The organism is Curtobacterium sp. AC272 (assembly GCF_979258155.1).
In genome coordinates this window covers 3,028,368-3,054,166 of the sequence record NZ_OZ409838.1, presented here as the reverse complement: position 1 = coordinate 3,054,166, position 25,799 = coordinate 3,028,368, and the positions used below count along the sequence as shown (strand labels likewise).

Below are 25,799 nucleotides of genomic sequence, written 5' to 3'. Positions count from 1 at the left end.
GTGACGGTGTACGTGAAGGAGTCGGGGCCGGAGTAGCCGGTGGTGGGCGTGTAGGCGTAGCTGCCGTCCTTCGCGACGACGACGTCACCGTGCGACGGCTTGGTGCTGCTCGTGACCGTCAGGTCCGAGCCGAGGTCGTTGGCGAGCAGGCCGGGAGCGGTGCCGGGGGTGGCGGCCCCGCCGTCGCGGTGATCGTGTCGGCGACCGCGGTCGGCAGCACCGTGATGGTGACCGTGCCGCTGATCGGTGCGCCGTCGCCGTCCTTCGCCGTGTAGGTGAAGGAGTCCGGGCCGGAGTACCCGGCGGTCGGGGTGTACGAGTACGAACCGTCCTTGCCGACGGTCAGGTCACCGTGGGCGGGATTGGTGTTGCCCGTGACCGTCAATCCGGTGCCGTGGTCGTTCGCAAGCAGACCCGTCTTCGCGTCCGCGGTGGCGGTCTGGCCGGCGTGCACGCTGAACGCGTCGTCGGTGCCCGCCGGGGCGACGGTGATCGTCACCGTGCTGGTCGAGGTCTGGCCCGACGAGTCCTTCGCCGTGTACTGGAAGGTGTCCGTGCCCGAGAAGCCGTCGGCCGGGGTGTACGTGTACGAGCCGTCGGGCTGCACGGTCGCGGTGCCGTGTGCGGGCGTGGTGTTCGACACGACGGACAGGCCGGTGCCGCTGTCGTTCGCCAGGACGCCCTTCGCCGGCACGGTGAGCTTCGTGCCGTTCGGCGTGTTGCCGGTGTCCGAGGTCGTGGTGACGTGGACGGCCTTGAGCGTGTTGGTGAAGGTCACCATGACGTCGGTGCCGTCTGCGGTCGTGGCGGCGGGGAACGTGAAGGTGCCGGTGTTCCCCTTGCCGTCGGCGACCAGCGCGCCGGTCGTCTGGTTCCGTGCCACCCACGACGTGTCGTAGTTCGCCAGGTCGGTGGTGCCCGAGGCGGTCTGCGTGACCGTGTAGTCCTTGTTCGGTGTGCTCAGGACGGCGCCGGCGCGCTGCGACTGGGCGCCGGTGCCCGTGCCGGTCGTCGTCGCCGAGGTGCCGGGCTTCGTGGGGTCGATGCCGCCGCCGGTGATGGCGAGGCCGAACTGGTCGCCCGCGTTCCAGCGCCTGTCGACGCTCGCCTCACCGGTGACGGTGTCGGCGTAGTTGCAGCTGGCGAGGTCGGTGGCGGCGTAGTTGCCGACGATCGGGAAACTGCGGACCTGCGCGCCCGAGGTGGGGTCGAGCTGGTAGATCGTGGTCGTGGAGACGTTGTTCGCCGTCACGGTGTTCGACACGTACAGGTAGCCGTCGGACGAGAACGCGATGCCCGGGCTGCTGGTGCCCGCCGGCAGGGTCGCGATGGCGGAGGTCGACATGGCGGTGGCGCCCGGGGTGCTCGAGACCTCGTCGGTGTTGACGCGGTAGACCGTGTCGGCCGCGACGACGAAGAACAGGCCGCGCGAGCTGAACGCGAAGTCACCGTTGCCGGCCTTCAAGCCGTTGATCTGCCCGACCTGGCCCAGGTACGTGCTGGTGGCCGGGTCGTAGGCGCCGAGCCACCCGGCGTTGTCGCCGTAGTAGTAGATGCCGTCCTTCGGGTTCACCGCACCGCGGATCACGACGCGCTTCTGGTCCGTCGTGATCGGGTCGGACACGCTCCCGTCCTTCGGGTTGTACTGCCGGAGCGTGGCGCTGACGTTGTTCGACGCGGCGAACATCGACACGCCCTCACGCGAGATACCGAGGCCGTTGTTGGCCCCGGTGCCGAGGTTCGTGACGTCGGCGGTCGTGCCCTTGGAGTCACCGGTGGTGATGTCCACGGCGACGACCTTGCCCGTGCTGTCGATGGCGTAGAGCGTGTTCTGGTCGCACACCAGTGCACCGTTCGAGATCGCGGTGACGGCCGAGGCCGGCTCGGCCGCGATGACCGCCGTGGTCGTCGAGAGACCGGCGCCGACGAGCAACGCAGCGCCGAACATGGCGACGGTTCGGACGCCGAAGCGGCGTCGAGGCACAGCGGTGCCCTGGTTTCCAGGCAGCATGATCACTTTCGGGTCGAGACGATGCGGGCGCTGAGCGACGGCCGCCGGTTCAGGGAGAACGGTCGTTGGCGCCGGGTCGATACTGGCAGGTCTCGACACCGAAGTGGGGTCAGTGCGGGTCCCCAATAGGGGGGACCACTCGTTGTGGGGGTAGGCGCATCTCAGGGCCGCGCCACCCACTCGGGGCACAAGAAAACCCCACCGGGATCCGGTGGGGTTTCGGGGCTCGAGCGTGGGCTGGATCAGGCGGTGGCGCGGATCACGTCCGGCAGCAGCACGTGCAGCCGCTCGGCCAGACGCCCCTTCGCCTCGTCGAGGGAGCGGAAGTCCCCCACGTACTCGCCGAACGTGTCGGCGACGAAGAAGTGCGTGCCCTGCCGGTCGACGGTGCCGCCGTAGTACCCGCCGTAGTTCGCGACCCAGAGCCCGGTGTCGGGCTGCGCCCAGCTGATGCGGACACGAGCAGGCGCGGTGTCGGCGACGACCTGCGCCTCGATCTCGGCGATGACCTCGATCGTCCGGGTGTCCAGCGTCACTTCGGTCTGCTGGTGGTGATCGGCGGTCATGCTCATGGTGGTGCTCCTTCGGGCTGTGCTGCGTGCTGGTGCTGCGTGCTGGTGCTGCGGGCGTCGCGGACGCCGATGGTGCGTGGTGGGACGGGCGCCGACGGTGCCCGTGGCGCGGTGGCGCGGTGGCGCGGTGGCGCGGTGGCGCGGTGGTGCCTACTCGACCGGTCGGATGACCGACGGGAGCATGACGTGGAGCTGGTCCTCGAGCTTGGTCTGCGCTTCTTCCAGCGATGCGAACTCACCGACGACCAGGCCGAAGGTGTCCGAGGCGACGAAGCGGCCGTCGCGCTTGTCGACGCTGCCGCCGAAGTACCCGCCGTAGCCAGCGATCCACTCGCCCTGGTCTTCCTGCACCCAGGTGACCTTGGCGCGGGTCGGACGGGTCGAGGGCGCCGCGTCGGCTTCGAGGATCGCGATGGTGTCGACCGTGTCGGTGTCGAGGGTGACCTCGGCCTGCGTCGCGTTGTTGACGGTGATGCTCATGTCGCTCTCCTTCACGATCCGGGGTACATCTGCTGACACCAGAACGCTACGAGAACCACGGCCCGAACCGCCAGCGATGCCCGTTGATTCACGGGTTCTGTCAATGCGGCCGATCGGCGTCCCCCGGGTTTCCGGGGCGGTGTGACGTCTTTCCGGGGTACACGCGCCAGATCGGGGTACTCGTTTTCCGGACCTCCGAGATGCGTCACGGAATGACGGAGACACCCATCCGGGAGGCCCGACTCACTACCGTCGGTCGGGTGACCTCCGACAGTCCCCGCGATCCAGGGCACGCCCCGGCCACCGGACGCAGCCGTCGGGTCGCGACGTGGCTGGCCGCCGCCTACGGCGTCGCGGTGGTGCTCGTCGGGTTCTGGGGTTCACCCGTCGACGCGGCGGCCGGTCCGACGCTCGACCGGGTGATCACGATCGCCCATCGCCACGGGGCCCCCGACTGGTTCGGCTACGGCACGATCGAGTCCTTGTCGAACGTGGTGTTCTTCGTCCCGCTGGGCCTGCTCGTGGTCCTGCTCGCAGGAGCGCGGTGGTGGTGGGCCGGGGCGGGTGCGGGCCTGGCCGTCAGTGTCGGCATCGAGACCGGCCAGGCGCTCTTCCTGCCCGCGCGCACCGCGTCACTGGCCGACGTCCTGGCGAACGGCCTGGGTGCGGTTCTGGGCTCGCTGCTCGGGGTACTGGTGCTGTCGTGGGCGGCGCACCGACGGCGTCGCTGACACACGGACACGACGAAGCCCCCGGAGCGATGCGCTCCGGGGCTTCGTTCAGTCGCTCGAGACTCAGACGGACTCGCGCTGACGACGGACCGAGGTGCGGACCAGCAGCAGGCCACCACCGAGGACGACGGCGCCGCCGGCGACCCAGATCGCGAGCATCGAGATCGTGGAACCGGTGAAGGCGAGCTCGCCGTTGCCGTTGGTGCCAGCAGCAGCAGCCGGGACGACGGCGGTGCCGTCGGCCGGGACGACCGTCAGGGCCGAGGTGGCCACGTTGCCCGAGGTGGCGCCGGTCGCGGTGAGCGAGTAGGTGCCCGACGCGCCCTGCGGCAGCGTGACGGAGACCGCAGCGGCACCGGTCGACGACGCCGTGTAGGTCTTGGAGACGGTGGTGATGGGCAGCGCGCCCAGCGTGACGGCGCCAGCACCGGTCACGGAGACGGAGACCGTCTCGTTGGCGACGAACGAACCGGCGGCGAAGCCGACGGTCGCGGTCCCACCGGAAACGGCCGAGCCCGAGACGCTGACGTTCGACGCGGGCACGTAGCCGGCGGCGTTGGCAGCGGACGGAACGGCAACGAACGCAGCAGCGGCCAGGACGACCGCAGCGATGATCTTCTTCATGGATGTGTCCCCTAGACCCTGATGTCTCCGCTCGTGGACCCTGATGTCTCCGGCGGATTGAAGTGCGATCAGCCCCCGTACTTGCAGGCGCGATGGCGAAGTTCGCTCAATCTACCGGGGATTCACAGCTGGTGGCCAGCGGCTTTGTAACCGACTGATGAACACCGGGGTCGACACCGCGTCGACCGCGGTCCGCCCCTGGTCGGCGCCGCCCAGGTACTGCACCCGGATCGTCGTGCTTTTCCCTGGTGAGAGGGTGGTCTGGAACTGTGCGACGGGATGGTCGCCGTCCGTCGCCGTCTGCGGAGACGCCGTCTTCCCATCCTGAGCGGATGTGACGTACACCCCTGAAGAGGGGGCGTAGATCGCGACGTTTGTCCGAACTGCGCCGGGCGGTACGCCGAACGCTCCGGCTCCGGTGACGTACTCCGGCAGACTCGTCGCCGCGTCCGCCGGGGCGGTGCTCTTCAGCGTGACCTCGACCGTCCACGTCGGTCGGCCGTCCTTCCGGCACACCTCGCTGCCGACCGACACGGTCTTCTCGAGGTAGTAGTCCATCTTCGCGCCGGTGGCGTCGTTGAGGTACACACCGAACTGCTGTGAGCTCGTGTCGCTGATCGGCAGTCCCCCTGCGATGGCGGTCCCGGTGAGCTCCGACTGCTCGCTCTTGTCGGCGCTCCAGAGCTTGACCCGTCCTTCGTCGACACCGGTCGTCAGCGCCGCGATGAACTCCTTCGGGTCGAAGCCGCCCTCGGAGACCTTCGTGAACACCGCGCTGGCTGCCGACGCGAAGAAGGCGTCCTGCACGGTCGGGTCCGGGTACTTGGCGTACGCCTCGCTCAGCAGCAGCTGCACGGCGTTGTCCGATGTCAGCTGGTCCCCCGTCGCCAGCGTGACCGGACCCGTCGCCTTCAGGATGTAGCCGAGCGTCACCGGGTCGATCGACAGCACGCCGTCGACCCGCTGCCCGAACTGCCGCTTCCACATCTCCCGTGCCAGCTTCGCCGAGGTGTCGAAGCGTGGCGTCAGCGTGACGTCCTGGATGAACTCCCCCGTGATCGAGCCGTACAGGCCCTGCGTCTCCGTGGTGAGCGGCAGCACCGGGTCGTCGGTCTGCGGGAAGTCCGACGTCGACGCCTGCTGCCCGAGTGAGATCGCACCGTCGCGGACGTCCAGCAGTGCCACCGCACCGGGGATCCCCCGCCGGCACGCAACTCCGCGTTGTTCTGGAAGAGCACGAGGTACTGCTTCGCACCACCGTCGCCGAGCATCGCCGGCGCCAGCTGCACCACCTTGTCGGCGACGGCCGCCTGTTCCGAGACCGACGCCAAGGAGGCCCGGAGCTGGTTCACCGCGTCCGTCACCGCCGACACGGTGTCACCGGTGTCGATCCGGTCGGCTGCCCTGGTCGCCTTGCTGAGCGCGGTGGTCGCCTTCGCGACCGCCGGTTGCGCCGCCACGAGCGGCTGCAGGTCGATCTTGCCGCCCTCGGGCTTGAACGCGTCGACGTCGACGTCACCGAGGACCCCGGCGACCGGACGGACGGCGTCGCTCGCCACGTCGTCCACGATCGCGGACACCTGTCGGACGGCGCGGAGGTTGCCGCCGATGAACGGCGTGTGCTCGAAGACGGCCCACACCGGGTCGCTCGTCTTCGCCCGGGCGTCAGCGGCACTCGACTCGAGCTGCACCGCCGTGCGCTGTGCAGCTGCGGTGTCGCCCTTCGCCAACTGCGACCGCAGCGTGTCGACGTGCACGACGGACGATTCGAGGTCCTGCTTCGCCAGCACCCCGCGGATCGTCACCCAGGCGACCGCGGCGATCACGAGCAGGACGATGAAGAGGACGCCCCACAGGAGCCAGCGACGTCGAGGCCCCCGGGTCCGAGCAGCACGTCGAGACTCGGATGCGTCCGACATGGCCTCAGCTTAGGAGGCCGGGTCGACGTGCTCCGGAGACGTGGCCGCGTTCCGGGATATCAGCGCGCGTGAAAGCAAAGAGAGGTGCTCGCGTTTGCTATGTTCGACCCGCCGACTGCTCCGGAGAGCGACCGAGCGGACTTCGGTCGTGATGAGGGGCAAGTTGACTGGCACAGGTCTTCCATCGGTGGCGATCATCGGCACGCGTGGCTACCCCAGCTTCTACGGCGGCTTCGAGACCGCTGTTCGCCACATCGCGCCGCACCTCGCGGCCAGCGGTTGGGACGTCACCGTCTACGGCCGGCCCGGCACGACCGACGACGAGTTCGAGGCCGACCCCGAGTTCGCTCGATCGTCACGCGAGGCCTGCAGAGCAAGTCCCTCAGCACCTTGACCTTCGGGCTCACGTCCTCGTTGCACGCATTGTGGACACGACCCGACGTCGCGCTCGTGATGAACGTCGCCAACGGGTTCTGGCTCCCCTGCTCCGCGCCCGAGGGATCGCCACCATCGTGAACGTCGACGGGATCGAGTGGGAACGGGCGAAGTGGGGACGTCTCGCGCGGACGATGTTCCGGACGGGCGCCCGGATGACTGCTCGTTGGGCGACCGAGATCATCGTCGATGCCAAGGCGATCGGCACGCACTGGTCAGCGCGCTTCGGCCGTGACGGTCACTTCATCCCCTACGGCGGCGATCCCCGTTCTGTTCACGCCGCGACGCCGTTCGAGGACGGAAAGTACGTCCTCGTCGTCGCCCGGTTCGTCCCGGAGAACACCATCGCTGAGCTGTTCGAGGCAGCGCCTGAAATCGCGCGCACGCACGACGTCGTGATCGTCGGGTCGTCGGGGTTCGGGGGCGAGCTCGATCAACAGGCCCAGGCGCTCGCTGATGCGCACGAGCGGATCCACTGGCTCGGACACGTCAACGACGACGAACTCCTGCACACGCTCTGGGCACAGTCCGGCGCGTACTTCCACGGGCACAGCGTCGGCGGCACGAATCCCGCGCTCGTGCAGGCCATGGCGCTCGGCGCTCCGGTGGTCGCACGGGACACTGTCTACAACCGTGAGGTGCTCGGCGACAGCGGGGCGTTCACCGCACCCGAACCCGGTGCGATCGTCTCCGCGCTGCGCACGGTCCTCGACGACTCGGTACGACGGCGGGAGCTGTCGGAGCTCGGCCGGCAGCGCGCCGCCGATGTCTACTCCTGGGACAAGGTCTGCGCGGCCTACGAAGCGCTCCTGCGCCGGCAGCTTCCTCCCGGGGACTCGCCGTGAGGGTCCTTTTCGACGGCTACTGGTGGATGAACGGGCCGCCGTCCGGCCACATGGTGCTCCGCGAGGTCGTCGGGGCATGGCGGCAGTCCTTCCCGGCGGACGAATTGCACCTCGTCGTGCCCGCAGTGGATCTCCCCACGCTCGCGCAGAGTCGCCGGATCTCGTCTTCACTGGTACGTCGCTGCGATTCCATCCGCTCATCAACAGCGTGGCTCTCCGACACACCGATCGGCGCCTCGGGCCGTTCGACGCGACGCTTGCGCAGAACTTCGCCGCCGGCACGCGGAACAGCGGCGTCTTCGTGCACGACGTGCTGTTCCAGTCGAACCCAGAGTGGTTCACGAGAACGGAGCGGATCTACCTCAGCTTGATCCCTCGGTTCGCTCGCCGAGCCGACATCGTCTTCACGTCCTCGCGCACCGAGGTGGAACGCATCAAGGCGTGGAACCCCGAACTGCAGCGCGTCGAGTCAACGGGCCTCGGCGTCCCGACCGCCATCACACGAGAGCACGCGAGCACGGAAGCGGACCCGGAGCTGCACCCTGGCCGCTTCCTCCTCACCGTCGGCCGGCTCAACGTCCGCAAGAACGTCGGGACCGTGATCGACGCAGTGGTGCGGTCCGGGCGCGTTTCGTCTGATTTCCCGCTCGTGGTGGTAGGCAGTCCAGACGGTCGCACCGAGACCCTCTCCGCCGCCGCGCGCACGGCGGTGACGGACGGCTCCGTTCGGTTCACCGGGGCTGTCGACGACGCACGCCTCGCGTGGCTGTACCGCCAGTGCCGCATGATGCTGTTCATGTCGCTCGACGAGGGCTACGGGTTACCACCGATCGAAGCGCTCGCGAGCGGTGCCCCGGTCATCGCATCCGACCGTCCTGTGCTGCACGAGGTCCTCGGCGACGCGGTGACCTACGCCGACCCGCGTGACACCGTGGCCATCGCCGACGCCGTCGCTGCGGAGCTCGACCACCCGTGGCGTCGCGAGAGCAGCCAGGCGCCAGGGAACCGACCGTGGGCCGACGTGGTCGCTGCGATCCGAGCCGGCTACCAGAGGGAGAACGCCCGCCGATGAGCATCCTGGACACCCTCTACGCACGACTCCGCGGTCGGCCGATGAGCGCCGACGTCCCGCCACGAGTCCTGCGCCAGTTCGCAGCCGTCAAGGGGCTCCAGGCGATCGGCGGGCTCACGCTGCCCCGACGGTTCGCTGACATCGGACCGCGCTTCCGGGCACGTGGCGTCGTCATCCGTCACCCCCAGTACGTCCGGATTGGCCGAGGCACCTCACTCAACCGTGACGTCACGATCGACGGCTTCGCGAAGCGCGGTGTGTGGCTCGGCGAGAACGTCACCGTCGGCGCCGGTGCCGAGATCCGCGGCAGCGGTGTCGTCGCAGAGCCCGGAGTCGGCGTGCGTATCGGCGATCGGACATCGGTCGGACGCGGGAACGTCATCTGGGGGCAGGGCGGCATCACGATCGGCGAGGACTGCCTGCTCGGACCGAACGTGACCGTCGTCAGCGAGAACCACCGGTTCGACTCCCGCGTCGCCCCGATCCGTGAGCAGGGCCACGACCGCAGTCCCGTCGTCATCGGCGATGATTGCTGGATCGGAGCCGGCGCGATCATCCTCAAGGGCGTCACCATCGGTTCCGGGGCCGTCGTGGCCGCCGGCGCGGTGGTCACCCGAGATGTTCCCGCGTTCGCCGTCGTGGCAGGGGTCCCAGCGCAGGTGCGCACGAGCCGGAAGGACGACCGTGACGACTGATGACCGCGTCCAGTCGACCCTGTCGGTGGTCATCGTGACCTTCAACAGCGCCCGTGTCGTCCTCGACGCACTCGATGGACTGACAGGGATCGACGACCTCGAACTCGTGGTCATCGACAACGCATCGGCCGACGACACCGTCGACGTCGTCCGGAGCGCCTGGCCGTCGGCCACCGTGATCGAGAACCACGAGAACGTCGGATTCGCACGAGCGGTGAACGAGGGGGTCCGCCGATCGAACGGCGATCTCGTCATGCTGCTCAACCCCGACGCACAGATCGGGGCGCACGGCATCCGTGTGCTCCGTGACGCGCTGGGGTCGAACCCCGGTGATGTGGTCGCGCCGTTCGTCGAACAGCCCGCCCCGCAACGGATTGTGTCCGCCGGCCGGATGCCGACCGTCTGGCGGATGTTCACGCACTACTTCGGGCTGTCCCGCCTGAGCGCGCGGCTCCCGCTCCTCGAGGGGCACTACCTCCTGCCTCGCCAGGTCCACGGCACGATGCCCGTGGAGTGGGTGACCGGTGCGTGCTTCGTCGTCGCTCGACGCACGTGGGACGAAGTCGGCGGGCTCTCCGAGCGCTGGTTCATGTACGCCGAGGACATCGAGTTCTGCCACCGGGTCCGACGCGCGGGGCGCCGGGTTTGGTTGGCCCCGGAGGCGCGCGCCACGCACCTGGTCGGCCAGAGCGATTCGTCAGCGTCGACGACGGTCAACGCCGACTGGGTCCTGAACCTGCGAGACTTCTACGCCACCGACCTCGCTCTCTCGCGCCGCTCCGTGGGGCTCTGGACCGCCGTCGTCGCTTCCGGCCTCGGTCTCCGCGGGCTCGTCGCCGCCGTGCGGCACGGAACGGGAAGCCCCGCGGCCCGTCGGTTCAGCGGGTACAGCAGGGCACTCGTCCGGAGCACGCGGTGATTGCCGATCGCCCCGTGGTCGTCCTGACCGCATTCGCTTGCGATCCGCGACTCCCCAGCGAACCGACGATCGGGTGGGAGTACTTGACGACCTGGCTCCAGATTGCCGAGGAGCGAGATCTGGACGTCGTCGCGGTGATGAACGAGCGCTCCCGGATCGCGACCGCCGATCGGTTGCGCGCCGATGGCGTCGACATCGCACGACTGCAGCTGATCAGCCCTCCGGAGCCGCTGTGGTCCCGGCCCCTCCGCCACCATCGGCTGACGCGTATCGAACACATTGTGTGGGGATGGCGGACTCCCACCGCCGTTCGCGGGGTCGTGGACCTCGATCGGATCGTCCTCGCGCGGCACGTCACGTTTGCCAGCGAGCTCCTCCCGGCCCCGATCACCTGGCTCCGCCGACGAGCCCACACCGTCTGGGGTCCCGTCGGCTCGACGGGTCGCGCCGACGCCTACCTGTACGAACCACGGCCGACGGACTGGCGCAGCCGGTACCTCGTGCAGCGGCTGCGCGACTTCCTGAGCGCGATCGCCGCCAGTCGGACCGGCCGTCGCGTCGGACTCACGCTCGTCACGTCGTCGGCTCTGGCCGACCGGCTGCGGTCGGTGGGAGCAGCAGCGCGCGTGTTCCCCAACACCCGCCCGCTCACCACCGAGCCGGACACCGCTGCCCGTGGCGAAGGCCATCGCGACGGCATCCGAATCCTGTCAGTGGGGAACCTGGTGCCGCTCAAGCGCATCGAGCTGAGCATCGCGGCCCTGGCGACGCCGGAGCTCTCGATGGCCAGCCTCCGAATCGCCGGCAAGCCGGCTCCCGGCCAGACGAACGGTCTTCTGGACCTCGCTCGTCGCCTCGGAGTCGAGTCCCGTGTCGAGTTCCTCGGCCAGATCCCTCGCGACGACGTCGTCCGTGAAATGCACGCAGCGGATGTGCTCGTGCACCTGTCCGCGCGTGAGGGCGGCTCCGGCGTCGTCGGCGAAGCCACCTCGGTCGGCTTGCCCGTCGTGGCCTTCGCCGGGACCGGCGCCGCGGCCGTCCTCGACTACGCCGACGCCTCGGGCGTGACCGTCCCCCGGTCGGCACCCCGTTCGATCGGGACGATCGCCGGTGCAGTCCTGCGTGCTGCGTCCCTTCCCCGCCGTCCGAGCACCGTCTGGACGACGGACCGGCTGCTCGAAGCCGAACGGGGCCTCCTTCGTGAAGCCCTCGATCGGACGTCCTGACGATGACGGCGCTCGCACGGATCCGGGCGCTCCCGCAGCACCCCGTCGTCCTCCGGCTCATCGATCAGGGTTCGTGGTCGGCTGCTTTCTTCCTCTTCACGATCACCGCGAGCGCGTCCCTCGGCACACGGAGTTTCGCCGCGCTCACCGTCGTGACGGCGATCGGCGTGATCGCTGCAGCCTGCGCTCGGTCGTTCGCGATGGACGGTCGGATCGTGGCAGGCTCGCGCGCTGGCCTGCCCGTCGACCAGGTGATGTCCGGTCGGGCGGTTGCGCTCACGTCGGTGACCTTCGCGCTGATCGCCACCGCGGCGAGCGCGATCTGGATCGCGAGCGGTTCGACCCCCGCTTCCCTGGCGCCGACAGTGCTCGCAGGGCTGATCGTCCTCGCTGACGGCCCGCACTACCTGCTCACACTGCAGCGCCGGTTCCGCGCGGCGATCGTGGGCGCCCTGCCCTACGCCGCCTTCGCCATCGTCGCGGTGGTCTTGCTCCTCCTCGGCACCGATGTTCCCGTTCTCGTCCTGTGGATGACCGGCCTCACCGTCGCGTGCGGAGCATCGTGGCTCGCTGTCCTCCGCGCGCGCCCGCACTCGTCCCCGATTCCGGGGCTTCTCGGCACTGCATCGCGCATCTCCGCCGAGGCGCTCTACTCGGCGCTCGGATCCCAACTCGGCATCCTGATCATCTACCTCGTCGCGGTCCCCTCCGCGACCACCGGGATCCGACTTGCGTACTCGGTCGTCTTCGCCCCGGTCTTCAGCCTCATCCAGGCCCTGACGCCGCTGCTCTTGGTGCACATGAGCGACCTCGGCCAGAACGCAGGGACGGCTCGCTCACGAGCAGCGACGCGATGGGTCGCCGCGGGCCTCGCGGGCGTCGTCGTTTCGGGCCTCATCGGCTGGGCAGTGGCTGCGTCCGGCGTGGCGGGCGCGAACTACAGCCACACCGCCGCGTTCCTCGTGCCTGTCGGTGCGGCCCTGGCCGGTAACCTCGTGCTGGACACCGCGCTCCTCGTCGTCCGGTTCGGCGCTCGACCGAGTGTCCCGCACAGGATCCGCTTGATCGTCGTCAGCATCGACCTGGCGACGCAGCTCGCCCTCACCCTCACGCTCGGTCTCGACGGACTCGTGATCGCCCTCGTCGGCATGGCAGTCCTCAAGGCGATCGCAGCGGCGGTCGCCGTTCGGCTCTGGAACAGGTCGACCCCCGATGCAGAACGGATCCACGCATGATCGGCCTCGTGACCAGCCTTCGCCGTGAACTGCGCCGAGCAGCGCGAGACCTCGTGCTCAACACGGTTATCGCCAGTGCCGCGGTGGTCCCCCGTGCTCGCTGGCGGCTGCTCCGCGTCGTCGGTCTCGACGTGCACCGCTCCTACGTACAGGCGCGGTGCTTCTTCGGCGCGCGGAATGTGTCGATCGGCGCAGGCACCTTCATCAACTACGACTGCTTCTTCGACGGCTCGGCGCCGATCACGATCGGCCGGAAAGTCCGCATCGGAATGCAGTGCCTCTTCGTGACCGGCTCGCACGAGATCGGAACCCCCGACCAGCGCGCTGGCCGCGAGACCGCCGAGCCCATCGTGATCGAGGATGGTGCGTGGATCGGCGCCAGGGCGACGATCCTCCCGGGAGTCACCGTGGGCCGCGGTGCCGTCGTTGCGGCGGGAGCCGTCGTCACACGCTCTGTAGCGCCATTACAGACCGTTGCTGGCGTGCCAGCGCGTGTCGTGGAAGGTCACTGAACCGTGGTCAGGTCCATGAGCCGGGCGGCGCCCGTTCCGGTCCAGCGGCTCACTTCGCTCGACGGGCTCCGCGGTGTCGCAGCTGCGATCGTTCTCGTTCATCATTCACTACTTGTCATCCCGGCGCTGAGCGCGGGCTACTACCACGGCACGGTCCCTACGGCCCTCACGTGGTTCGTCTACTCCCCGCTCCATCTCCTCTGGGCCGGGGGCGAGGCAGTACTCGTGTTCTTCGTGCTGAGCGGCTTCGTCCTCGCTCGTCAACAGACAGGGCCTCGAGCGATCTCGTGGGCACGGTATTACCCGAGCCGCCTCGTCCGGCTCTACTTGCCGGTTGTCGCCGCCGTGCTCTTCGCGGCCCTCCTGGCATTGGTGATCCCACGCGTCGGCCTCGGAGGTCGGAGCGAATGGATGGCGCAGCACGAGATCCCGCTCACCCCGTTCTCCATCGCCCGGAACGCAACCCTGCTTTCTCCAGACTTCCTGGACAGTCCCCTCTGGTCGCTGCGCTGGGAGGTCGTCTTCTCCCTCCTGCTGCCGCTGGCCGTCATCGCAGTGCTCCACGCGCAGCGCTACTGGCTCACCGCGACCGTCGCGCTGGTCGTCATTTCGAGCGTGGGCGTTGCCCTCGACAGCGCGGCACTCACCTATCTGCCCGTCTTCCTGATCGGATGCTTCTGCGCAGCCGCGTTCGGACAGGGCCGTCTCCAGCTGACATCACGTGTCGCCGGCGCGACCTTCATCATCGGCCTGATCGCGGTGACGGCACGATGGTGGCTCGCCCCGTTCGACGATGTTGCTGAGCCCGCTGTACAACCCCTCCTCTTGCTCGGTGCGCTCGCCATCGTCGTCGGCGCTGTCCGATGGCCGAGTGCGCGGCGGCTGCTCGAGAGCTCGCCCTGCCAATGGCTCGGCCGGATTTCTTTCAGCCTGTACTTGGTCCACGAACCCGTGGTTGTCTCTGTGGGTGTCCTGCTCCCCCCGGCCTGAGCGGGCTCGGTCCGGTCATCTCGATCCCGCTCTCCGTCGTGATTGCAGTGGCGTTCTACCGCCTGGTCGAGGGTCCGTCGCACCGGGTCGCGAAGCGCCTCCAGACGCTGGGCGGCTCGGGCCGTCGCGGCTGACTCAGCGCACCGCGCCCGCAAGATCAGGTTCTGAGCCCGTTCCGAGACGTCCGGGAGTGAGGTCCTGGCGATTGAAGTACCCGGTGACGCTCAGGGCACCGAGGATCAGCGCGAGCATGAGTCGATCCGACTCTGGCATCGGACTGAAGAAGAGATCCCACACGCCGGTGAACACGGCGAAGAGGACGAGCGCGGACGTGCCGGTCGACAGGCCCAACGCCTTCGGCAGCGATCCCACGAGGAGCGCCAGAACCACCGCTCCGAACAGCACCCCACCGGCACCGAAGTGGTACCAGAGGTCGGCGACGATCGAGTGCAGATCGACACGCTGACCGAAGACGTCGACGATGAAGTACTGAGCTGTGTAGTCGCCACCGACCGCCTGCACGTGCGCGATTGCCTCGCGTGCGAGTCCACCGTTCGTGATCTCGCCAAGTCCGAACCCCCACGGATGAACCTCGAACAGGTGGAGCGTCGCAGCCCACTCGGTTCTGGATCCCTCGACGATGGATCGTCCTCCCGCGGTCTGCGTGACGGTACGCGCAGCGATGGCAGAGCCCAACAGTCCATTTCTCATGGCGAAGAGCGCGCCCTGTGCCATCGCGATGAGGCTGGCGACGATGATCACGACCCAGGGGAGCGGATGCCGTGCGATGTGTGCTCGAGCGCGTCCGCCAACGAAAGTCGAGATCAGGACGACGATCGCGATCAAGGACATGAACCGTGCGTCGGAGACACTGCTGAGCAGCGCCGAGACAGCCAGCACGCCTCGAACCAGCCAAGCGCGATGAACAGGCGCCACGGCGAGCGCCATCAAGGTGATGTACACGCCGGTGTTCCCCTTCCAGGAGAAGGGCTGCTCGATGAGCAACGCACTCAGCAGGCCACCGAAGACCACCAGGCGGACGAAGCCGATCGGGCTCAGGTGGTCTTTCGCCCACCATGCGAGCCCTATGCCGATGGGGACGGTCAGCAGCCAGGCCGACAGCGTGACCGCGGTGGTGAGCGACCCACTCGTCCCGACGGTCGGTTCGACGGTGAGCCGGAGCACGACACCGTTGACGAGCGCCGCCAATGCCACCGGCACCAACACCCGTCCGGTCTGGAACGTGGTCAACCTGCGAACGACGATCGGTGCGAGGACCAGCCCCAAGAGAAGCGTGATGACCGGGAAAAGCGTCGTCCCTGGCACCTTGAACACGAGGACGAAGGCGGCGATCGCCGCCACCGCGCTGACGGCCCCACTCGGCTCCGGTCCGGTCCGGGAGAGCGATGTTCGGCGGGGAGCAGTCATGGCCATCTCAGTACGCCCCCTCGACACCAACACGGCGCGCGCCGTGCGCCACAGGAGCACGACGTCGCCGATGATCGACCAGTTCTCGACGTAGTAGAGGTCCAGTCGGACCGAGTCCTCCCACGACAGATCCGAACGTCCGCTGACCTGCCAGAGACCGGTCATGCCCGGCTTCACCAAGAATCGCCGGTGGACATGGCTGTCGTACCGCTCGACTTCACGTTGCAGCGGTGGGCGCGGCCCCACGAGTGACATCCCTCCACCCACGACGTTGAACAGTTGGGGCAGCTCGTCCAGGCTGAAGCGTCGCATGACCGCACCGACGCGAGTGATGCGGGGGTCGTCCTTCATCTTGAATAGGACGGCGTTCCCCTCCGCACGGTCGAGTGCACCGAGCTCTTGGAGTTGGTCCTCGGCGTCCTCGACCATCGAGCGGAACTTGAGCATCGTGAACGACGCGCCATCGAGTCCCACGCGCTCCTGCCGGAACAGGACCGGGCCGTGAGAAGTGACCTTGACGATGAACGCGAGCACGATGAGCAGCGGTGACAGCGCACCGATCAGCAGCGCGGAACCAACCACGTCGAAGGCGCGTTTCGTGTAGAGCTTCCGCCCTGAGTAGGTGGGCGTCTCGACGTGGATGAGCGGAAGACCTTGAACAGGCCGTGTGTGGATCCGCGGACCGCCGATGTCGGTGAGACTGGGAGCGACGACCAAGTGCTGCCGTCCGGGCTCGAGCGTCCAGCTGAGCTCGCGGACACGTTCCGGCGGCAGATCGTCGGCACTCGTGATGACGACGGTGTCAGCGCCACTCTTCGCGAGGGCTTCCTGGACGTGGTCGAACCCCCCGTAGCTCCGGATCTCCGAGCCTGGGATCATCCCCGCGTGTCCGTTCGAGACGGTTGCGCCGAGTACGCGGTACCCGGCTTCGGGGTCCGAGCGAGCTGCGCGGCGACGTCCAACACGCTCGACGTCGATCCGACCAGCAGTACCTGCGCTGAGTACCTGCCAGACCTGCGCTGTGCGATGAGCCACTGCCGCCACATCCACCGCGAGAGCATGAGGACGAGGATGCCGATCGGGAAGGCGATCAGGACGTACCCCCGCGCCAGTTCGATGTGGAAGATGAAGGCGGCGATCGCCAACAGTCCGAACACCCGGACGCTCGAATCCGCGACGAGCCGGTACTCGCTGCTCCCGACCCCGAGTACGCGTGCACTCCGGGTGTCGTAGATGGCGAGCGCTCCCAGCCACAAGAGGATGACGCCGACCGAGATGGCCGTGTAGTTCAGACGCAGGTCGTTGGTGTTCGTCGCGAGGTTGGAGTCGAGGCCGAGCCACGCGATCTGGACTCCGAACACGACCCAGACGAGCACGAGCAGGTCGGTGAAGAGCACCCGGCGGCTGTACGACCTGCTCCAGTCCCCAGCACGGGGAGCCTCCTCGACGGCTCTTGGCCGCGACTCGGCATCCGAGGACACTCCCGTCACCATGTGACGCCTTCGTCCTTTGAGACCAGCGCATCGCTCCCGGACCACAGCCACACGGCGTTCCCAGCCCGCGCGACGGCGAGCGCCCCGTCCGGGTCAGCCTCCGCCGCGCACCCGACGACCGTGGACTTCGTCGCTGACATCACACCGACCGCGGGCAGGGACCGGATCTCCGCACCAGCACACGCGGCCGCACTGACACTCGCGACGAGGTACGAGTCACCGTCGTCCGCCAGGGACCGGACACCCGCGAGCGGCACAGCGACCCAGTCGCCGTCGCCCGAACGCCACTGCACCTCGTCGGTGCAGACGACGGCAGTGGTGAATTCACCCTCGTACGCCTCGATGGGGTCGGTACACGGGGAGTCGACGGTTCCGGTCGACAGGATCAGCCCGTCGGGTCCGACACCGGCCCCGGCTGCGCCAGCGGCTCCGTCCTTCCACGACCGCCCGTCGTCGACGGACGTCCGGACCGTCCGTTCGCAGTCGTCGCCCGTGCCGATGACCACCGAGATGCTGTCCGTGCCGGCGCGGAGCGCCAGCACGGCGCCTGCTCCGGCCCCGAGACCGACCGGAGTCCACGTCGTTCCGCCGTCCACGGTGTGTTCCAGCACCCCGTCGGTTCCGTCACAGACCCCACTGGAGGCGCGCCATGCCTCCTGACCGTCCACTGCGGACAGCAGACGACGGCCGGGCGCGACCATCCCTGCGGGATCCGCCGTGGCGGTGCCGGACGGCTCGGCCGTGCGGGTGCCCGGCGACCGGGGTGAACTCGAGAAGGTCGGCACCGGACCCGGGGACCCGTTCGACGAAGGCGCCGTCCGCGCCAGCGCGAGCGCCACGAGCACCACGTCGATGACCACCAGGGCGACGACGATGACGGCGACCCAGACGAGCATGCGGCGCGAGAAGACGCTGCCGAGGGTGCGGACCCTCGGCGCGGACTCACGTGCGGACCGCCGTCATCGAGCGGCTCCGCGAGTAGCTGCGACGCGGCCGCGCTTCGGGGGCTTCGGCATGGGGGTGTCCTCGTCCTGCAGGCCGTAGCCGTACGCGTAGCCGTAGCGGCCGTAGCCGTACGCACCCGGTCCCTTGGTCGGCATCATGGTCATGACGAAGCCGGCGATCGGGGCACCGACGTTCTCGAGCGCACTGACAGCACCGGCGAGCTGGCCCTTGTGGGTGCGGCCAGAGGCCACGGCGACGATCGCGCCGGAGGCCTTCTTCGACAGGATCGCGGCATCCGTGACGGGCAGCAGGGGCGGGGCGTCGAACAGCACGTAGTCGAACTGCTGCTCCAGGCCGGCGATCAGGTCCTGCATCGCGCGGGAACCGAGCAGCTCGGACGGGTTCGGCGGGATCGGTCCGGCGGGGAGCACGACGAGGTTGCCGCGGCCCCACGGCACGGCGACGTCCTCGATCGTGGCGCGTCCGATGAGCACGTCGGTGAGCCCGGCACCGCCCTCGAGGTCCATGTACGTCGCGATCTTCGGGCGGCGCAGGTCGGCGTCGATCAGGATCACGCGGAACCCGGCGCTGTCGAGTGCGATGGCGAGGTTCGCGACGGTGGTGCTCTTGCCCTCGGACTCGACCGACGACGTCATCACGAAGGTGCGCGAACCGGTGCCGAGGTCGAGGAACTGCAGGTTGGTGCGGAGCGTGCGGAACGACTCGGCCCGCGGGCTGCGCGGGTCGACCTGCACGATGAGGGGGCGCTCCGACGCCTTGCTGTCGTAGGCGATCCCACCGACGACCGGCTTCTCGCTGATCTTCTCGACGTCCGACTCGGTACGGACGCGGTTGTCGAGCGTCGAGCGCAGGACCGCGACACCGACGCCGAGCGCGAGACCGACGAGCAGGCCCAGCACGACGTTGACCGGCACGTTCGGGCTGACCGGTGCGTTCGGCACCTGGGCTTCCTTGACGCGGGTGAGCTTCACCGTGCTGGTGCCGTCGGCGTCGGTGGCCTCGATGTTCTGCACGACGTTCGTCAGGCTCTCGGACGTCGCGTTGGCGATGTCGGCGGCCTGCTTGGCGCTCGTGTCGTTCACGGTGATCGAGATCAGCGTCGTGTTGAGCGGCGCGTCCGAGGTGACGAGCTCAGCGAGCTGGTCGGACGTCATGTCGAGCTTCAGGCTGGAGATCACCGGCAGGAGCACGATCGGCGTCTCGACGAGGTTCGAGTAGGTCAGCACGCGCTGCTGCGTGAAGGTGTTGCCCTGCGCCAGGTCACTCGCACTACCGCTGGTCTGCGTCGAGACGAAGACCTGTGCCGAGGCGGAGTAGATCGGCTGCTTGAGCAGCGAGAAGCCCGCCGCCGCGGCGACGCCGACCAGTGCCAGCACCAGGATGAAGACCCACCCCTTGCGCAAGACCGCGATGTAGTCGCGTAGCTCCACGCGGCACCCTTCCCCGAATGTCGCCGCGTCCTGCAAGTCCCGTCACAGGTCGGCCAGGATTGTCCCAGCGTTCGGCAGGGAAATACTGCCACATCGATGAGACGCGCTCGGGGTCGTACGACGTCGAGTCTCGTTCTGCGTCCCGTACGGTGGCGACATGCAGCCCGAACCGGACGCGCCGACCGCCGACCGCCCCTCCTCGGCGGTGCGGGACCTGCAGGTCATCGTGATCGCGCTCCTCGTCGCTGTGCTGCTGTCCCGCATCGTCGGCGGCGTCGCCCGGACTGGGGTCTGCCCGCGCCGATCACGCAGGTGCTCGCCGCCGACCTGGCGGTGTGGGTGCCGCTCGTGCTTGGTGTCGGATGGGTGCTCCGGAAGTCGGCTCCGGCCGTCCTCGTGCGTCGGCTCGGGCTCGGGTGGGCCGACGTCGTCGCGGCGATCGGCATCGTCGTCGTGTGCCGCGGGCTCGACGCCGTGCTGTCCGTCGCGTTCTTCGGCGCGACCGGGCTGACGCCGCAGCCGACCCTCGGCACGCCGGACGTGCTGCTGCTCGTGGTCTCGGCGATCGGGGTGTGCCTGGTCAGTCCGGTGCTCGAGGAGATCGTGTTCCGCGGAGTCATGCAGCGTCGGCTGTCGGCCGAGCTGACGCCGCGCACGCGGTTCTTGGCAGTGCTGGTCACCGCGTTCGCGTTCGCGCTGATGCACCTGGCGATCAGCACGACCACGTCGTCGGTCGCGGGGTTCGAGGTCTTCGTGACGACGTTCGTGCTCGGTCTGCTGACGGGGACGCTCGTCGCCATGACCGGGCGCATCGGCGGGGCGATCCTGGCGCACGTCCTGTTCAACACCGTGGCCGTCGTGCTCACCTGGCCCCGCTGACACCGACCGCACGACGAGCCGCCCCGACCGGTAACGTCCTTCTCGAATGTCTCGCCCAACCAGCATCCTCGAGAGCCCCTCGCGCGGCAGGCTCCGCTGAGTGCGCTGTTGGCGCTCGGAGCCGTCCTGAGCATCACGGTGCCGTCGCTCCAGGTGACGGACGTCGACCTGTTCGTCACGAGCCTCGCGGTCACCGGTCTCGCGACGGTCGTGGCTGCGGCGGCACTGGCGCTCCCGCACGCCGTCGGGCTCGTGCCGGCATTGCTGGTGCTCGACTTCGTGGCGATCGCGCTGTTCCGGACGAGCACGGGCGCAAGTGCTTCCGTCTTCACCTCGCTCGCCGTCCTGCCGGTCGTCTGGTGCGGGTCCCTCCGTGGGCGACTGACCGTCGTGTACGCGGCGCTGGGCGTGACGCTCGTGATCATGGCGCCCTACTTCCTGACGCCGACGAACGTGCCCGGCGCGAGCGAGCTGGTCCGTCTCGGCGTCACCGTGATCGTGTTCGGGACGGTCGCGGCGGTCGTGCAGGAGCTCTCGCGGCGAGCGCGGCGCAACGTGCGCGCTGCCCGACTGGGCGAGGAACGCGTCCGAGCGGAGATCGATCGGGCCGCCGCCGTCCAGCGTTCGCTGCTGCCGACGTCGACTGACCACCTGGGCGCTGACGTGGCGGTGGCGGGCGCCTGCCTGCCAGCGAAGTCGGTCGGTGGTGACTTCTTCGACTGGTACGAGACGAACACCGGGATCGCCGTCAGCCTCGGCGACGTGATGGGCAAGGGAGTCGGAGCCGGGCTGATCGCGGCAGCCGTGCGGGCCACCGTCCGCAGTGCCCGCACCGTCGACGACCCGTCCGAAGCGCTGCTGCGGGCGGCCGACGGGCTCGCCGCCGGGGGCAGCGCGACCGACGTGACCTTCACCACGCTGTTCCACGCGCGCATCTCGACCGACGGGACCTTCCGGTGGGCCGACGCCGGCCACGGCCTGAGCCTGGTGCTCCGGTCAGACGGCGCCGTCGATCGGCTCCGGTCGAGCGACCTCCCGCTCGGGATGGGGCTCCGCGACGAGTGGGCGACGACCGAGGGGTTCCTCGACACCGGCGACCTGCTCATCTCGTTCAGTGACGGCGTGCTCGACCTGTTCGGCGGCCGCGAGGACACCGTCGACGCCGTGGCCGACCTCGCACGGGCCTGCGGCTCCGAACCCACGGCGCTGGTGGCGGCACTGTCCACGCGGGCGGACGAAGTCGCGCACGACGACGACGTGACGGTGATCGCGATCCGACGAGCACCGGTTCCGGCGGACACCTCCGCGCTGCCCGCCCACCCGGCGCGCCAGGAGCGCACGTGACGAGGTCAGCCCTCGACTCGGCGCCCTGAGAACCGCTTCTCCACGACGATCATCCACGTCAGACCGACCGCGGTGAGCACTGCTCCGAGGACGATCCCCTCGATGCGTGGGTCAGCCTCGCCCCGGCTCGGCCAGACCACGCCGATCAGGAGGCCCAGGCCGATGACCGTGAGCACGAACGCAGCGATCATGCTGGCCGAGTTCGCCGAGGACTGACGACCCGACGGGATCGCCCGCGACGAGAACGTGAGCACCAACCAACCGCCGAGGACCCCAGCACTCACCGGGAACCACTGCCCCAGCACGAGCAGCAGCCCGAGCGACAGCACGAACCCGCCGGCGCACCAGAGCCACCACCGGTTCCGGTCCCGCCGCTGCTGCCCGGCCACGTCGTCGTTCCCCATGCCTCGACCGTAGCCGAGCCCTGCAGCCGACCGGCCGCCCGCCCGAAGCGCGAAGCCGACCGGCGGCCGCCCTGTCAGAGCGCCCGCGAGAAGCAGACCGACTCGGGGTCGTCGCGGTAGGGGCCGAACGGCTGGATCCGCACGAACCCGTTGCGGGCGAGCAGCGCGGCCGCGTGCGGCTGCAGCACGCCCATCTCCGCCACGACCGCGGGTGCCTGCAGCTCCTCGGCCTGCGCGAGCAGCTCGAGCACCAGCAGGTCGCCGACGCCCTGCCCGCGGGAGTCTGGTCGGACGAACAGCCGGCGGATCTCGAAGACCCCGTCCCCCGCGGCACTGAGCGAACCGGTTCCGAGCGCCAGGCCCGAGGGGTCGCGGGCGATGACGTGCACGGCGGCGGTCGCCCCGGTGAGCGGCCGTCCGGTGTCGGCCGACCGCCCGGAGATCCGGTCGACCTCGATCCTCGCTGCGGCGCGCAGCCGGACGGCGTCCTCGAGGTCGAAGGGCTCGGCTGCGACCGAGATCGTCAGGTGCTGCATGTGCTGTCCGTTCCTCGCCGGCACGGCGTCGTCGCGGTGCCACGTGGGTGATCGGTGTACGTGCCGCCGCTCGAACCCGAATCGAGCGGCGGCACGGTGGGTGCGCTTCCGCTCGAACCCGAATCGAGCGGTCTCGCATGCAGACGGCTGGCGTCTGCCCTCGGACGCCCTAGCGTCCGTGGTCTGTGGTGGGTCTGGGTCATCCCACGAGGTCTGGGTCAGCCCACGAGGTCTGGGTCAGCCCACGAGGTCTGGGTCAGCCCCCGAGGTCCTAGTCAGCTCACCAGGTCGAGGTCCCAGACGGGCGCGACGTAGGTCCGCGACCATCCCTCGCGCAGGCGGGTCACGGCACGGTCGAAGGACTCCAGCAGGTCCATCTCCGGCCGCACCATCGACTGCAGCTGCAGCCCCTCGTAGGTCGCGAGCAGCTGCTCGGAACCGCGTGCGGGCTCCATGGTCCGCGGCTCCCGGCCGAGCAGGATGTCCCGCTCGAGGGAGTGCTGCACGAACGCGTGGAAGCGCCGCCAGCGGGAGTGCAGCATCGGCGCCAACGGGTGTTCCGGCGAGGCGGCGATGTTCAGGCTGGCCGTGAGGAACCGCATGAGTGACGGGTCGGCGATGTTGGCGGTGACGATGGCGCGCAGGAACGGCACGGTGCCGTACTGTTCGGCGAGCGGCATGAGCGGCGTGGTGCGCTGGTCGTTCCAGCGGTCGATCGTCGCCAGGAGCAGGCCGTCCCAGCTCGGGAACGTCTGGTCGACGACGTCGACCGACTCACCGGCCTCGGCCGCGACGACGGCCGGGGTCACCTCGTGCAGCGGGCGGGCCCGGAGCGCGCGGATCATCCCCTCGACGACCGTCGAGCGGAGCGACGCCGGATCCGGCGTTTCGATGTGCATGCATTCACCACACCAGGCACACGCGTCCCGCCAAAGCCCCCGAACGGGTCCTGTTCGCATATCGGACCACCGCGATCCGGTCACGGACCGCCGCGCACCACCGGCTGACGTCGCCGGTACACCCCGGGCGTCATGCCCACGAGTGGTGTGAACTGGTCGATGAACTGACTCGTCGTCGCCCATCCGCACGCGGCCGCGGCATCGGTCACCGAGGCTCCACCGGCCAGCAGGACGAGCGCCCGGTGCACCCGCAACTGTAACCGCCACTGCCGGTACCCCATCCCGGTCTCCTGCCGGAACAGGCGGCTGAGCGTCCGCTCACCCACACCGACTTCACGCGCGAGCTCACCGAGTCCGCGTGGCCGGGTCAGGTCCCGTTCGACCGCGCGCACCACCTGCCGCAGCCGCGGATCCCGCGGCTGCGGCAGATGCAGCGGCTGCTCCGGCGCGGACGCGAGCTCGTCCACGACGACCGCCCGCAGGTGCTCGATCGCCGTCTCGGAACGGCGAGCGTCCGTCGTCAACGCGAGCAGTGCCTCCCGGGCCAGCGCCGACACGGCGAGCACCGCCGGACCGGACGGGAGGCCCGTGGCGGCGTCCGCCGACAGGAACACGACCCGCATGTCGGTCGCCCCGTGGGCTCGGTGCCGGTGCTCGGCACCGGCCGGCACCCACGCGACGCGGTTCGGCGGCGCGATCCAGGCGCCGTCGTCGGTGATGAGCGACAGCACGCCGGAGGCGGCGTGCACGAGGTGACCGAGCGGGTGCGTGTGCGTCGGGACGGTCTCGGCGTGCGCGAAGGCGAAGGCGGCCTCGGTGCGCAGGTCGACGGTCCGCGCGTCGACCTGCACCTGGCTGGATTCCGACATCGGGCGGCAGTCTACGTGTTCCAGGCCGGTGCCGAGCAGTGGTGGGATCGACCCATGACCACCGCCTCGATCCCCGTCACGACCACGAGACCTCGGCTCCTCGCCGGCTGGTACGTCGGCGCGGGCCTGCTGCTCATCGCGATCAACCTGCGGATGGGCGTGGCCTCGGTCGGGCCCGTGCTCGGGGCGATCGAGCGGTCGTTGGGGCTGTCCCCGTCGGCGGCGAGCCTGCTCACGACGATCCCGGTGTTCGCGTTCGGTGCGTTCGCGTTCCTGACCCCGGTGCTCAGTCGGCGCATCGGCCTGCACCGGCTGCTCGGCCTGACGATGGCGGTGCTGGCGATCGGCATCGCGCTCCGGCTCGAGCCGCACGGCTGGGCCCTCTACGGCGGCACGGTCCTGGCCGGAGCGGCGATCGCGGTGGCGAACGTCTGCATGCCGGCCGCGATCAAGAGCGACTTCGCGCACCGGGTCGGGCTGCTGATGGGCCTGTACTCGACGGCGCTGTTCCTCAGTGCGGCAATCGCCTCGGCAGCCGTCGTCCCGCTGATGGCCGCGTTCGCCGGGTCGTGGCGCCCGGCACTGGCGTTCTGGGCGATCCCGGCGGCGATCGCGTTCGTGGTGTGGCTGCCACGAGCGCTGCAGCGCCCGGACGCCCGGGTCCGTGCCACCGGCGCGGGTGCCGCCGACGAACCGACTTTCGCGCGGCTGCTCCGCGACCCCGTGGCGATCGCGGTGACCGGCTTCATGGGGCTGCAGAGCCTGTCGTACTACGCGTTCCTGACGTGGGTGCCGACCGTGCTGCAGGACGCCGGCGTCTCGGCGCACGCTGCCGGCCTGATGCTGGCCTACTCGAGCCTGCCGGGGATCGTGACCGGCATCACCGGGCCGGCGATCGCCCGACGCCTGCGCCCGACCTGGCTGCCGGTGCTCGTCGTCGTGGTGCTCTGCGCCGCCGGGTTCGTCGGGTTGCTCGTCGCGCCGGCCGCGGGCGCCTGGGTGTGGATGACGCTGCTCGGCCTCGGGCAGGGCGGCGCGATCAGCCTGTCGCTGAGCTACATCGTGTGGCGCTCGCCCGATGCCCGGCACACCGCCCACGTGTCGACGATGGCGCAGGGCATCGGGTACCTGCTGGCGGGGCTCGGGCCGCTCGGCCTCGGCCTGCTGCACACCGCGACCGGGGGCTGGACCGTGCCGATCGTGGTGCTGCTCGTCCTGCTCGTGCTGCAGTTCGTGGCCGGAGCCGCCGCGAGCCGCGACCGTCACGTGCTCCGCCGGTAGCGCA

Annotated in this window: 24 protein-coding genes and 2 pseudogenes; 13 read left to right on the top strand and 13 right to left on the bottom strand. The window is 69.5% G+C overall.

The window, feature by feature from the left end:
• Positions 1-2: 2 nt before the first annotated feature.
• From ACZZ0J_RS15700 to ACZZ0J_RS15685, 4 genes and pseudogenes are all read right to left on the bottom strand, one after another.
• Positions 3-122 (bottom strand): annotated as a pseudogene (locus ACZZ0J_RS15700) (Ig-like domain-containing protein); the annotation flags it as partial.
• Positions 119-1,948 carry an Ig-like domain-containing protein gene (locus ACZZ0J_RS15695; protein ID WP_463437636.1) on the bottom strand — a complete coding sequence of 610 codons (1,830 nt, stop codon included), beginning with the start codon at positions 1,946-1,948 and terminating at the stop codon, positions 119-121. The gene ACZZ0J_RS15695 and the pseudogene ACZZ0J_RS15700, both read right to left, overlap by 4 nt.
• Positions 1,949-2,253: 305 nt before the next feature.
• The gene (locus ACZZ0J_RS15690; protein ID WP_181437589.1) at positions 2,254-2,583 is read right to left on the bottom strand and encodes a hypothetical protein; all 330 of its coding nucleotides are present in this window, start codon (positions 2,581-2,583) and stop codon (positions 2,254-2,256) included.
• A gap of 150 nt (positions 2,584-2,733) precedes the next feature.
• Positions 2,734-3,063 (bottom strand): hypothetical protein, encoded by a 330-nt coding sequence (locus ACZZ0J_RS15685; RefSeq protein ID WP_123340108.1) that lies wholly within the window; start codon positions 3,061-3,063, stop codon positions 2,734-2,736.
• 260 nt (positions 3,064-3,323) lie between these two features.
• Here ACZZ0J_RS15685 and ACZZ0J_RS15680 point away from each other — a divergent pair, with 260 nt between their 5' ends.
• Positions 3,324-3,794 (top strand): VanZ family protein, encoded by a 471-nt coding sequence (locus tag ACZZ0J_RS15680; protein ID WP_463437635.1) that lies wholly within the window; start codon positions 3,324-3,326, stop codon positions 3,792-3,794.
• A gap of 63 nt (positions 3,795-3,857) precedes the next feature.
• Here the strand turns inward: ACZZ0J_RS15680 and ACZZ0J_RS15675 are convergent, their stop codons facing one another.
• Together ACZZ0J_RS15675 and ACZZ0J_RS15670 are read right to left on the bottom strand one after the other, a co-directional pair.
• Positions 3,858-4,418, bottom strand: a complete 561-nt coding sequence (locus ACZZ0J_RS15675) for a sortase (RefSeq protein ID WP_123293616.1) — start codon at positions 4,416-4,418, stop codon at positions 3,858-3,860.
• 111 nt (positions 4,419-4,529) lie between these two features.
• The gene (locus ACZZ0J_RS15670; RefSeq protein ID WP_463437634.1) at positions 4,530-5,603 is read right to left on the bottom strand and encodes a DUF4012 domain-containing protein; all 1,074 of its coding nucleotides are present in this window, start codon (positions 5,601-5,603) and stop codon (positions 4,530-4,532) included.
• 921 nt (positions 5,604-6,524) lie between these two features.
• On the opposite strand from ACZZ0J_RS15670, the gene ACZZ0J_RS15665 reads away from it, so the two are divergent.
• From ACZZ0J_RS15665 to ACZZ0J_RS15625, 9 genes are all read left to right on the top strand, one after another.
• The gene (locus ACZZ0J_RS15665; protein WP_463437633.1) at positions 6,525-6,731 is read left to right on the top strand and encodes a hypothetical protein; all 207 of its coding nucleotides are present in this window, start codon (positions 6,525-6,527) and stop codon (positions 6,729-6,731) included.
• Between the two features lie 118 nt (positions 6,732-6,849).
• Positions 6,850-7,617 carry a glycosyltransferase gene (locus ACZZ0J_RS15660; RefSeq protein ID WP_463437632.1) on the top strand — a complete coding sequence of 256 codons (768 nt, stop codon included), beginning with the start codon at positions 6,850-6,852 and terminating at the stop codon, positions 7,615-7,617.
• Positions 7,618-7,825: 208 nt separating this feature from the next.
• Positions 7,826-8,689 carry a glycosyltransferase family 4 protein gene (locus ACZZ0J_RS15655; RefSeq protein ID WP_463437631.1) on the top strand — a complete coding sequence of 288 codons (864 nt, stop codon included), beginning with the start codon at positions 7,826-7,828 and terminating at the stop codon, positions 8,687-8,689.
• Positions 8,686-9,384, top strand: coding sequence for an acyltransferase (locus tag ACZZ0J_RS15650; protein ID WP_228510415.1), 699 nt, complete (start codon positions 8,686-8,688; stop codon positions 9,382-9,384). The genes ACZZ0J_RS15655 and ACZZ0J_RS15650 overlap by 4 nt, the downstream gene beginning before the upstream one ends.
• A complete protein-coding gene (locus ACZZ0J_RS15645; protein ID WP_194648498.1) occupies positions 9,374-10,303 on the top strand; it encodes a glycosyltransferase family 2 protein in 930 nt (309 codons plus the stop codon). Before ACZZ0J_RS15650 ends, ACZZ0J_RS15645 begins: the two co-directional genes overlap by 11 nt.
• A gap of 83 nt (positions 10,304-10,386) precedes the next feature.
• Entirely contained in the window at positions 10,387-11,529 is a 1,143-nt protein-coding gene (locus ACZZ0J_RS15640; protein ID WP_463437630.1) for a glycosyltransferase, read from the top strand.
• Between the two features lie 2 nt (positions 11,530-11,531).
• Positions 11,532-12,764: a hypothetical protein gene (locus ACZZ0J_RS15635; RefSeq protein WP_463437629.1), complete on the top strand. Its 1,233-nt coding sequence runs from the start codon at positions 11,532-11,534 to the stop codon at positions 12,762-12,764.
• On the top strand, positions 12,761-13,276 hold the full coding sequence (locus ACZZ0J_RS15630) for an acyltransferase (RefSeq protein WP_463437628.1): 516 nt from the start codon (positions 12,761-12,763) through the stop codon (positions 13,274-13,276). The genes ACZZ0J_RS15635 and ACZZ0J_RS15630 overlap by 4 nt, the downstream gene beginning before the upstream one ends.
• A gap of 15 nt (positions 13,277-13,291) precedes the next feature.
• Complete coding sequence (locus ACZZ0J_RS15625; protein WP_463437627.1) at positions 13,292-14,266, top strand: acyltransferase family protein; 975 nt, start codon at positions 13,292-13,294, stop codon at positions 14,264-14,266.
• Positions 14,267-15,709: 1,443 nt separating this feature from the next.
• Here ACZZ0J_RS15625 and ACZZ0J_RS15620 read toward each other — a convergent pair.
• The 3 genes and pseudogenes from ACZZ0J_RS15620 to ACZZ0J_RS15610 all read right to left on the bottom strand — a co-directional run.
• A pseudogene (locus ACZZ0J_RS15620) lies at positions 15,710-17,187 on the bottom strand (sugar transferase); the annotation flags it as partial.
• On the bottom strand, positions 17,181-18,083 hold the full coding sequence (locus ACZZ0J_RS15615; protein ID WP_463437626.1) for a beta propeller repeat protein: 903 nt from the start codon (positions 18,081-18,083) through the stop codon (positions 17,181-17,183). The pseudogene ACZZ0J_RS15620 and the gene ACZZ0J_RS15615, both read right to left, overlap by 7 nt.
• A gap of 63 nt (positions 18,084-18,146) precedes the next feature.
• On the bottom strand, positions 18,147-19,583 hold the full coding sequence (locus ACZZ0J_RS15610; RefSeq protein ID WP_463437625.1) for a tyrosine-protein kinase domain-containing protein: 1,437 nt from the start codon (positions 19,581-19,583) through the stop codon (positions 18,147-18,149).
• Between the two features lie 312 nt (positions 19,584-19,895).
• Between ACZZ0J_RS15610 and ACZZ0J_RS15605 the strand changes: the two genes are divergently transcribed.
• A complete protein-coding gene (locus tag ACZZ0J_RS15605; protein ID WP_463437624.1) occupies positions 19,896-20,462 on the top strand; it encodes a lysostaphin resistance A-like protein in 567 nt (188 codons plus the stop codon).
• A 108-nt stretch (positions 20,463-20,570) separates the two neighbouring features.
• Entirely contained in the window at positions 20,571-21,806 is a 1,236-nt protein-coding gene (locus ACZZ0J_RS15600; protein ID WP_463437623.1) for a PP2C family protein-serine/threonine phosphatase, read from the top strand.
• 5 nt (positions 21,807-21,811) lie between these two features.
• Here the strand turns inward: ACZZ0J_RS15600 and ACZZ0J_RS15595 are convergent, their stop codons facing one another.
• From ACZZ0J_RS15595 to ACZZ0J_RS15580, 4 genes are all read right to left on the bottom strand, one after another.
• Positions 21,812-22,210 (bottom strand): hypothetical protein, encoded by a 399-nt coding sequence (locus ACZZ0J_RS15595; protein WP_463437622.1) that lies wholly within the window; start codon positions 22,208-22,210, stop codon positions 21,812-21,814.
• Between the two features lie 74 nt (positions 22,211-22,284).
• Positions 22,285-22,746, bottom strand: coding sequence for a GNAT family N-acetyltransferase (locus ACZZ0J_RS15590; protein ID WP_463437621.1), 462 nt, complete (start codon positions 22,744-22,746; stop codon positions 22,285-22,287).
• A 275-nt stretch (positions 22,747-23,021) separates the two neighbouring features.
• The gene (locus ACZZ0J_RS15585) at positions 23,022-23,645 is read right to left on the bottom strand and encodes a TetR/AcrR family transcriptional regulator (RefSeq protein WP_463437620.1); all 624 of its coding nucleotides are present in this window, start codon (positions 23,643-23,645) and stop codon (positions 23,022-23,024) included.
• 80 nt (positions 23,646-23,725) lie between these two features.
• Entirely contained in the window at positions 23,726-24,514 is a 789-nt protein-coding gene (locus tag ACZZ0J_RS15580; RefSeq protein WP_463437619.1) for an AraC family ligand binding domain-containing protein, read from the bottom strand.
• Between the two features lie 54 nt (positions 24,515-24,568).
• Between ACZZ0J_RS15580 and ACZZ0J_RS15575 the strand changes: the two genes are divergently transcribed.
• On the top strand, positions 24,569-25,795 hold the full coding sequence (locus tag ACZZ0J_RS15575; RefSeq protein WP_463437618.1) for an MFS transporter: 1,227 nt from the start codon (positions 24,569-24,571) through the stop codon (positions 25,793-25,795).
• Positions 25,796-25,799 lie beyond the last annotated feature (4 nt).

What these genes read in the sequence shown, in the direction of transcription:
- ACZZ0J_RS15635 (WP_463437629.1), top strand. Translation starts at nt 11,532, where the DNA reads ATGACGGCGCTCGCACGGATCCGGGCGCTCCCGCAGCACCCCGTCGTC.
- ACZZ0J_RS15580 (WP_463437619.1), bottom strand. Translation starts at nt 24,514, where the DNA reads ATGTCGGAATCCAGCCAGGTGCAGGTCGACGCGCGGACCGTCGACCTG.
- ACZZ0J_RS15675 (WP_123293616.1), bottom strand. Translation starts at nt 4,418, where the DNA reads ATGAAGAAGATCATCGCTGCGGTCGTCCTGGCCGCTGCTGCGTTCGTT.
- ACZZ0J_RS15595 (WP_463437622.1), bottom strand. Translation starts at nt 22,210, where the DNA reads ATGGGGAACGACGACGTGGCCGGGCAGCAGCGGCGGGACCGGAACCGG.
- ACZZ0J_RS15685 (WP_123340108.1), bottom strand. Translation starts at nt 3,063, where the DNA reads ATGAGCATCACCGTCAACAACGCGACGCAGGCCGAGGTCACCCTCGAC.
- ACZZ0J_RS15590 (WP_463437621.1), bottom strand. Translation starts at nt 22,746, where the DNA reads ATGCAGCACCTGACGATCTCGGTCGCAGCCGAGCCCTTCGACCTCGAG.
- ACZZ0J_RS15575 (WP_463437618.1), top strand. Translation starts at nt 24,569, where the DNA reads ATGACCACCGCCTCGATCCCCGTCACGACCACGAGACCTCGGCTCCTC.
- ACZZ0J_RS15615 (WP_463437626.1), bottom strand. Translation starts at nt 18,083, where the DNA reads ATGCTCGTCTGGGTCGCCGTCATCGTCGTCGCCCTGGTGGTCATCGAC.
- ACZZ0J_RS15630 (WP_463437628.1), top strand. Translation starts at nt 12,761, where the DNA reads ATGATCGGCCTCGTGACCAGCCTTCGCCGTGAACTGCGCCGAGCAGCG.
- ACZZ0J_RS15695 (WP_463437636.1), bottom strand. Translation starts at nt 1,948, where the DNA reads ATGTTCGGCGCTGCGTTGCTCGTCGGCGCCGGTCTCTCGACGACCACG.
- ACZZ0J_RS15690 (WP_181437589.1), bottom strand. Translation starts at nt 2,583, where the DNA reads ATGAGCATGACCGCCGATCACCACCAGCAGACCGAAGTGACGCTGGAC.
- ACZZ0J_RS15625 (WP_463437627.1), top strand. Translation starts at nt 13,292, where the DNA reads ATGAGCCGGGCGGCGCCCGTTCCGGTCCAGCGGCTCACTTCGCTCGAC.
- ACZZ0J_RS15650 (WP_228510415.1), top strand. Translation starts at nt 8,686, where the DNA reads ATGAGCATCCTGGACACCCTCTACGCACGACTCCGCGGTCGGCCGATG.
- ACZZ0J_RS15585 (WP_463437620.1), bottom strand. Translation starts at nt 23,645, where the DNA reads ATGCACATCGAAACGCCGGATCCGGCGTCGCTCCGCTCGACGGTCGTC.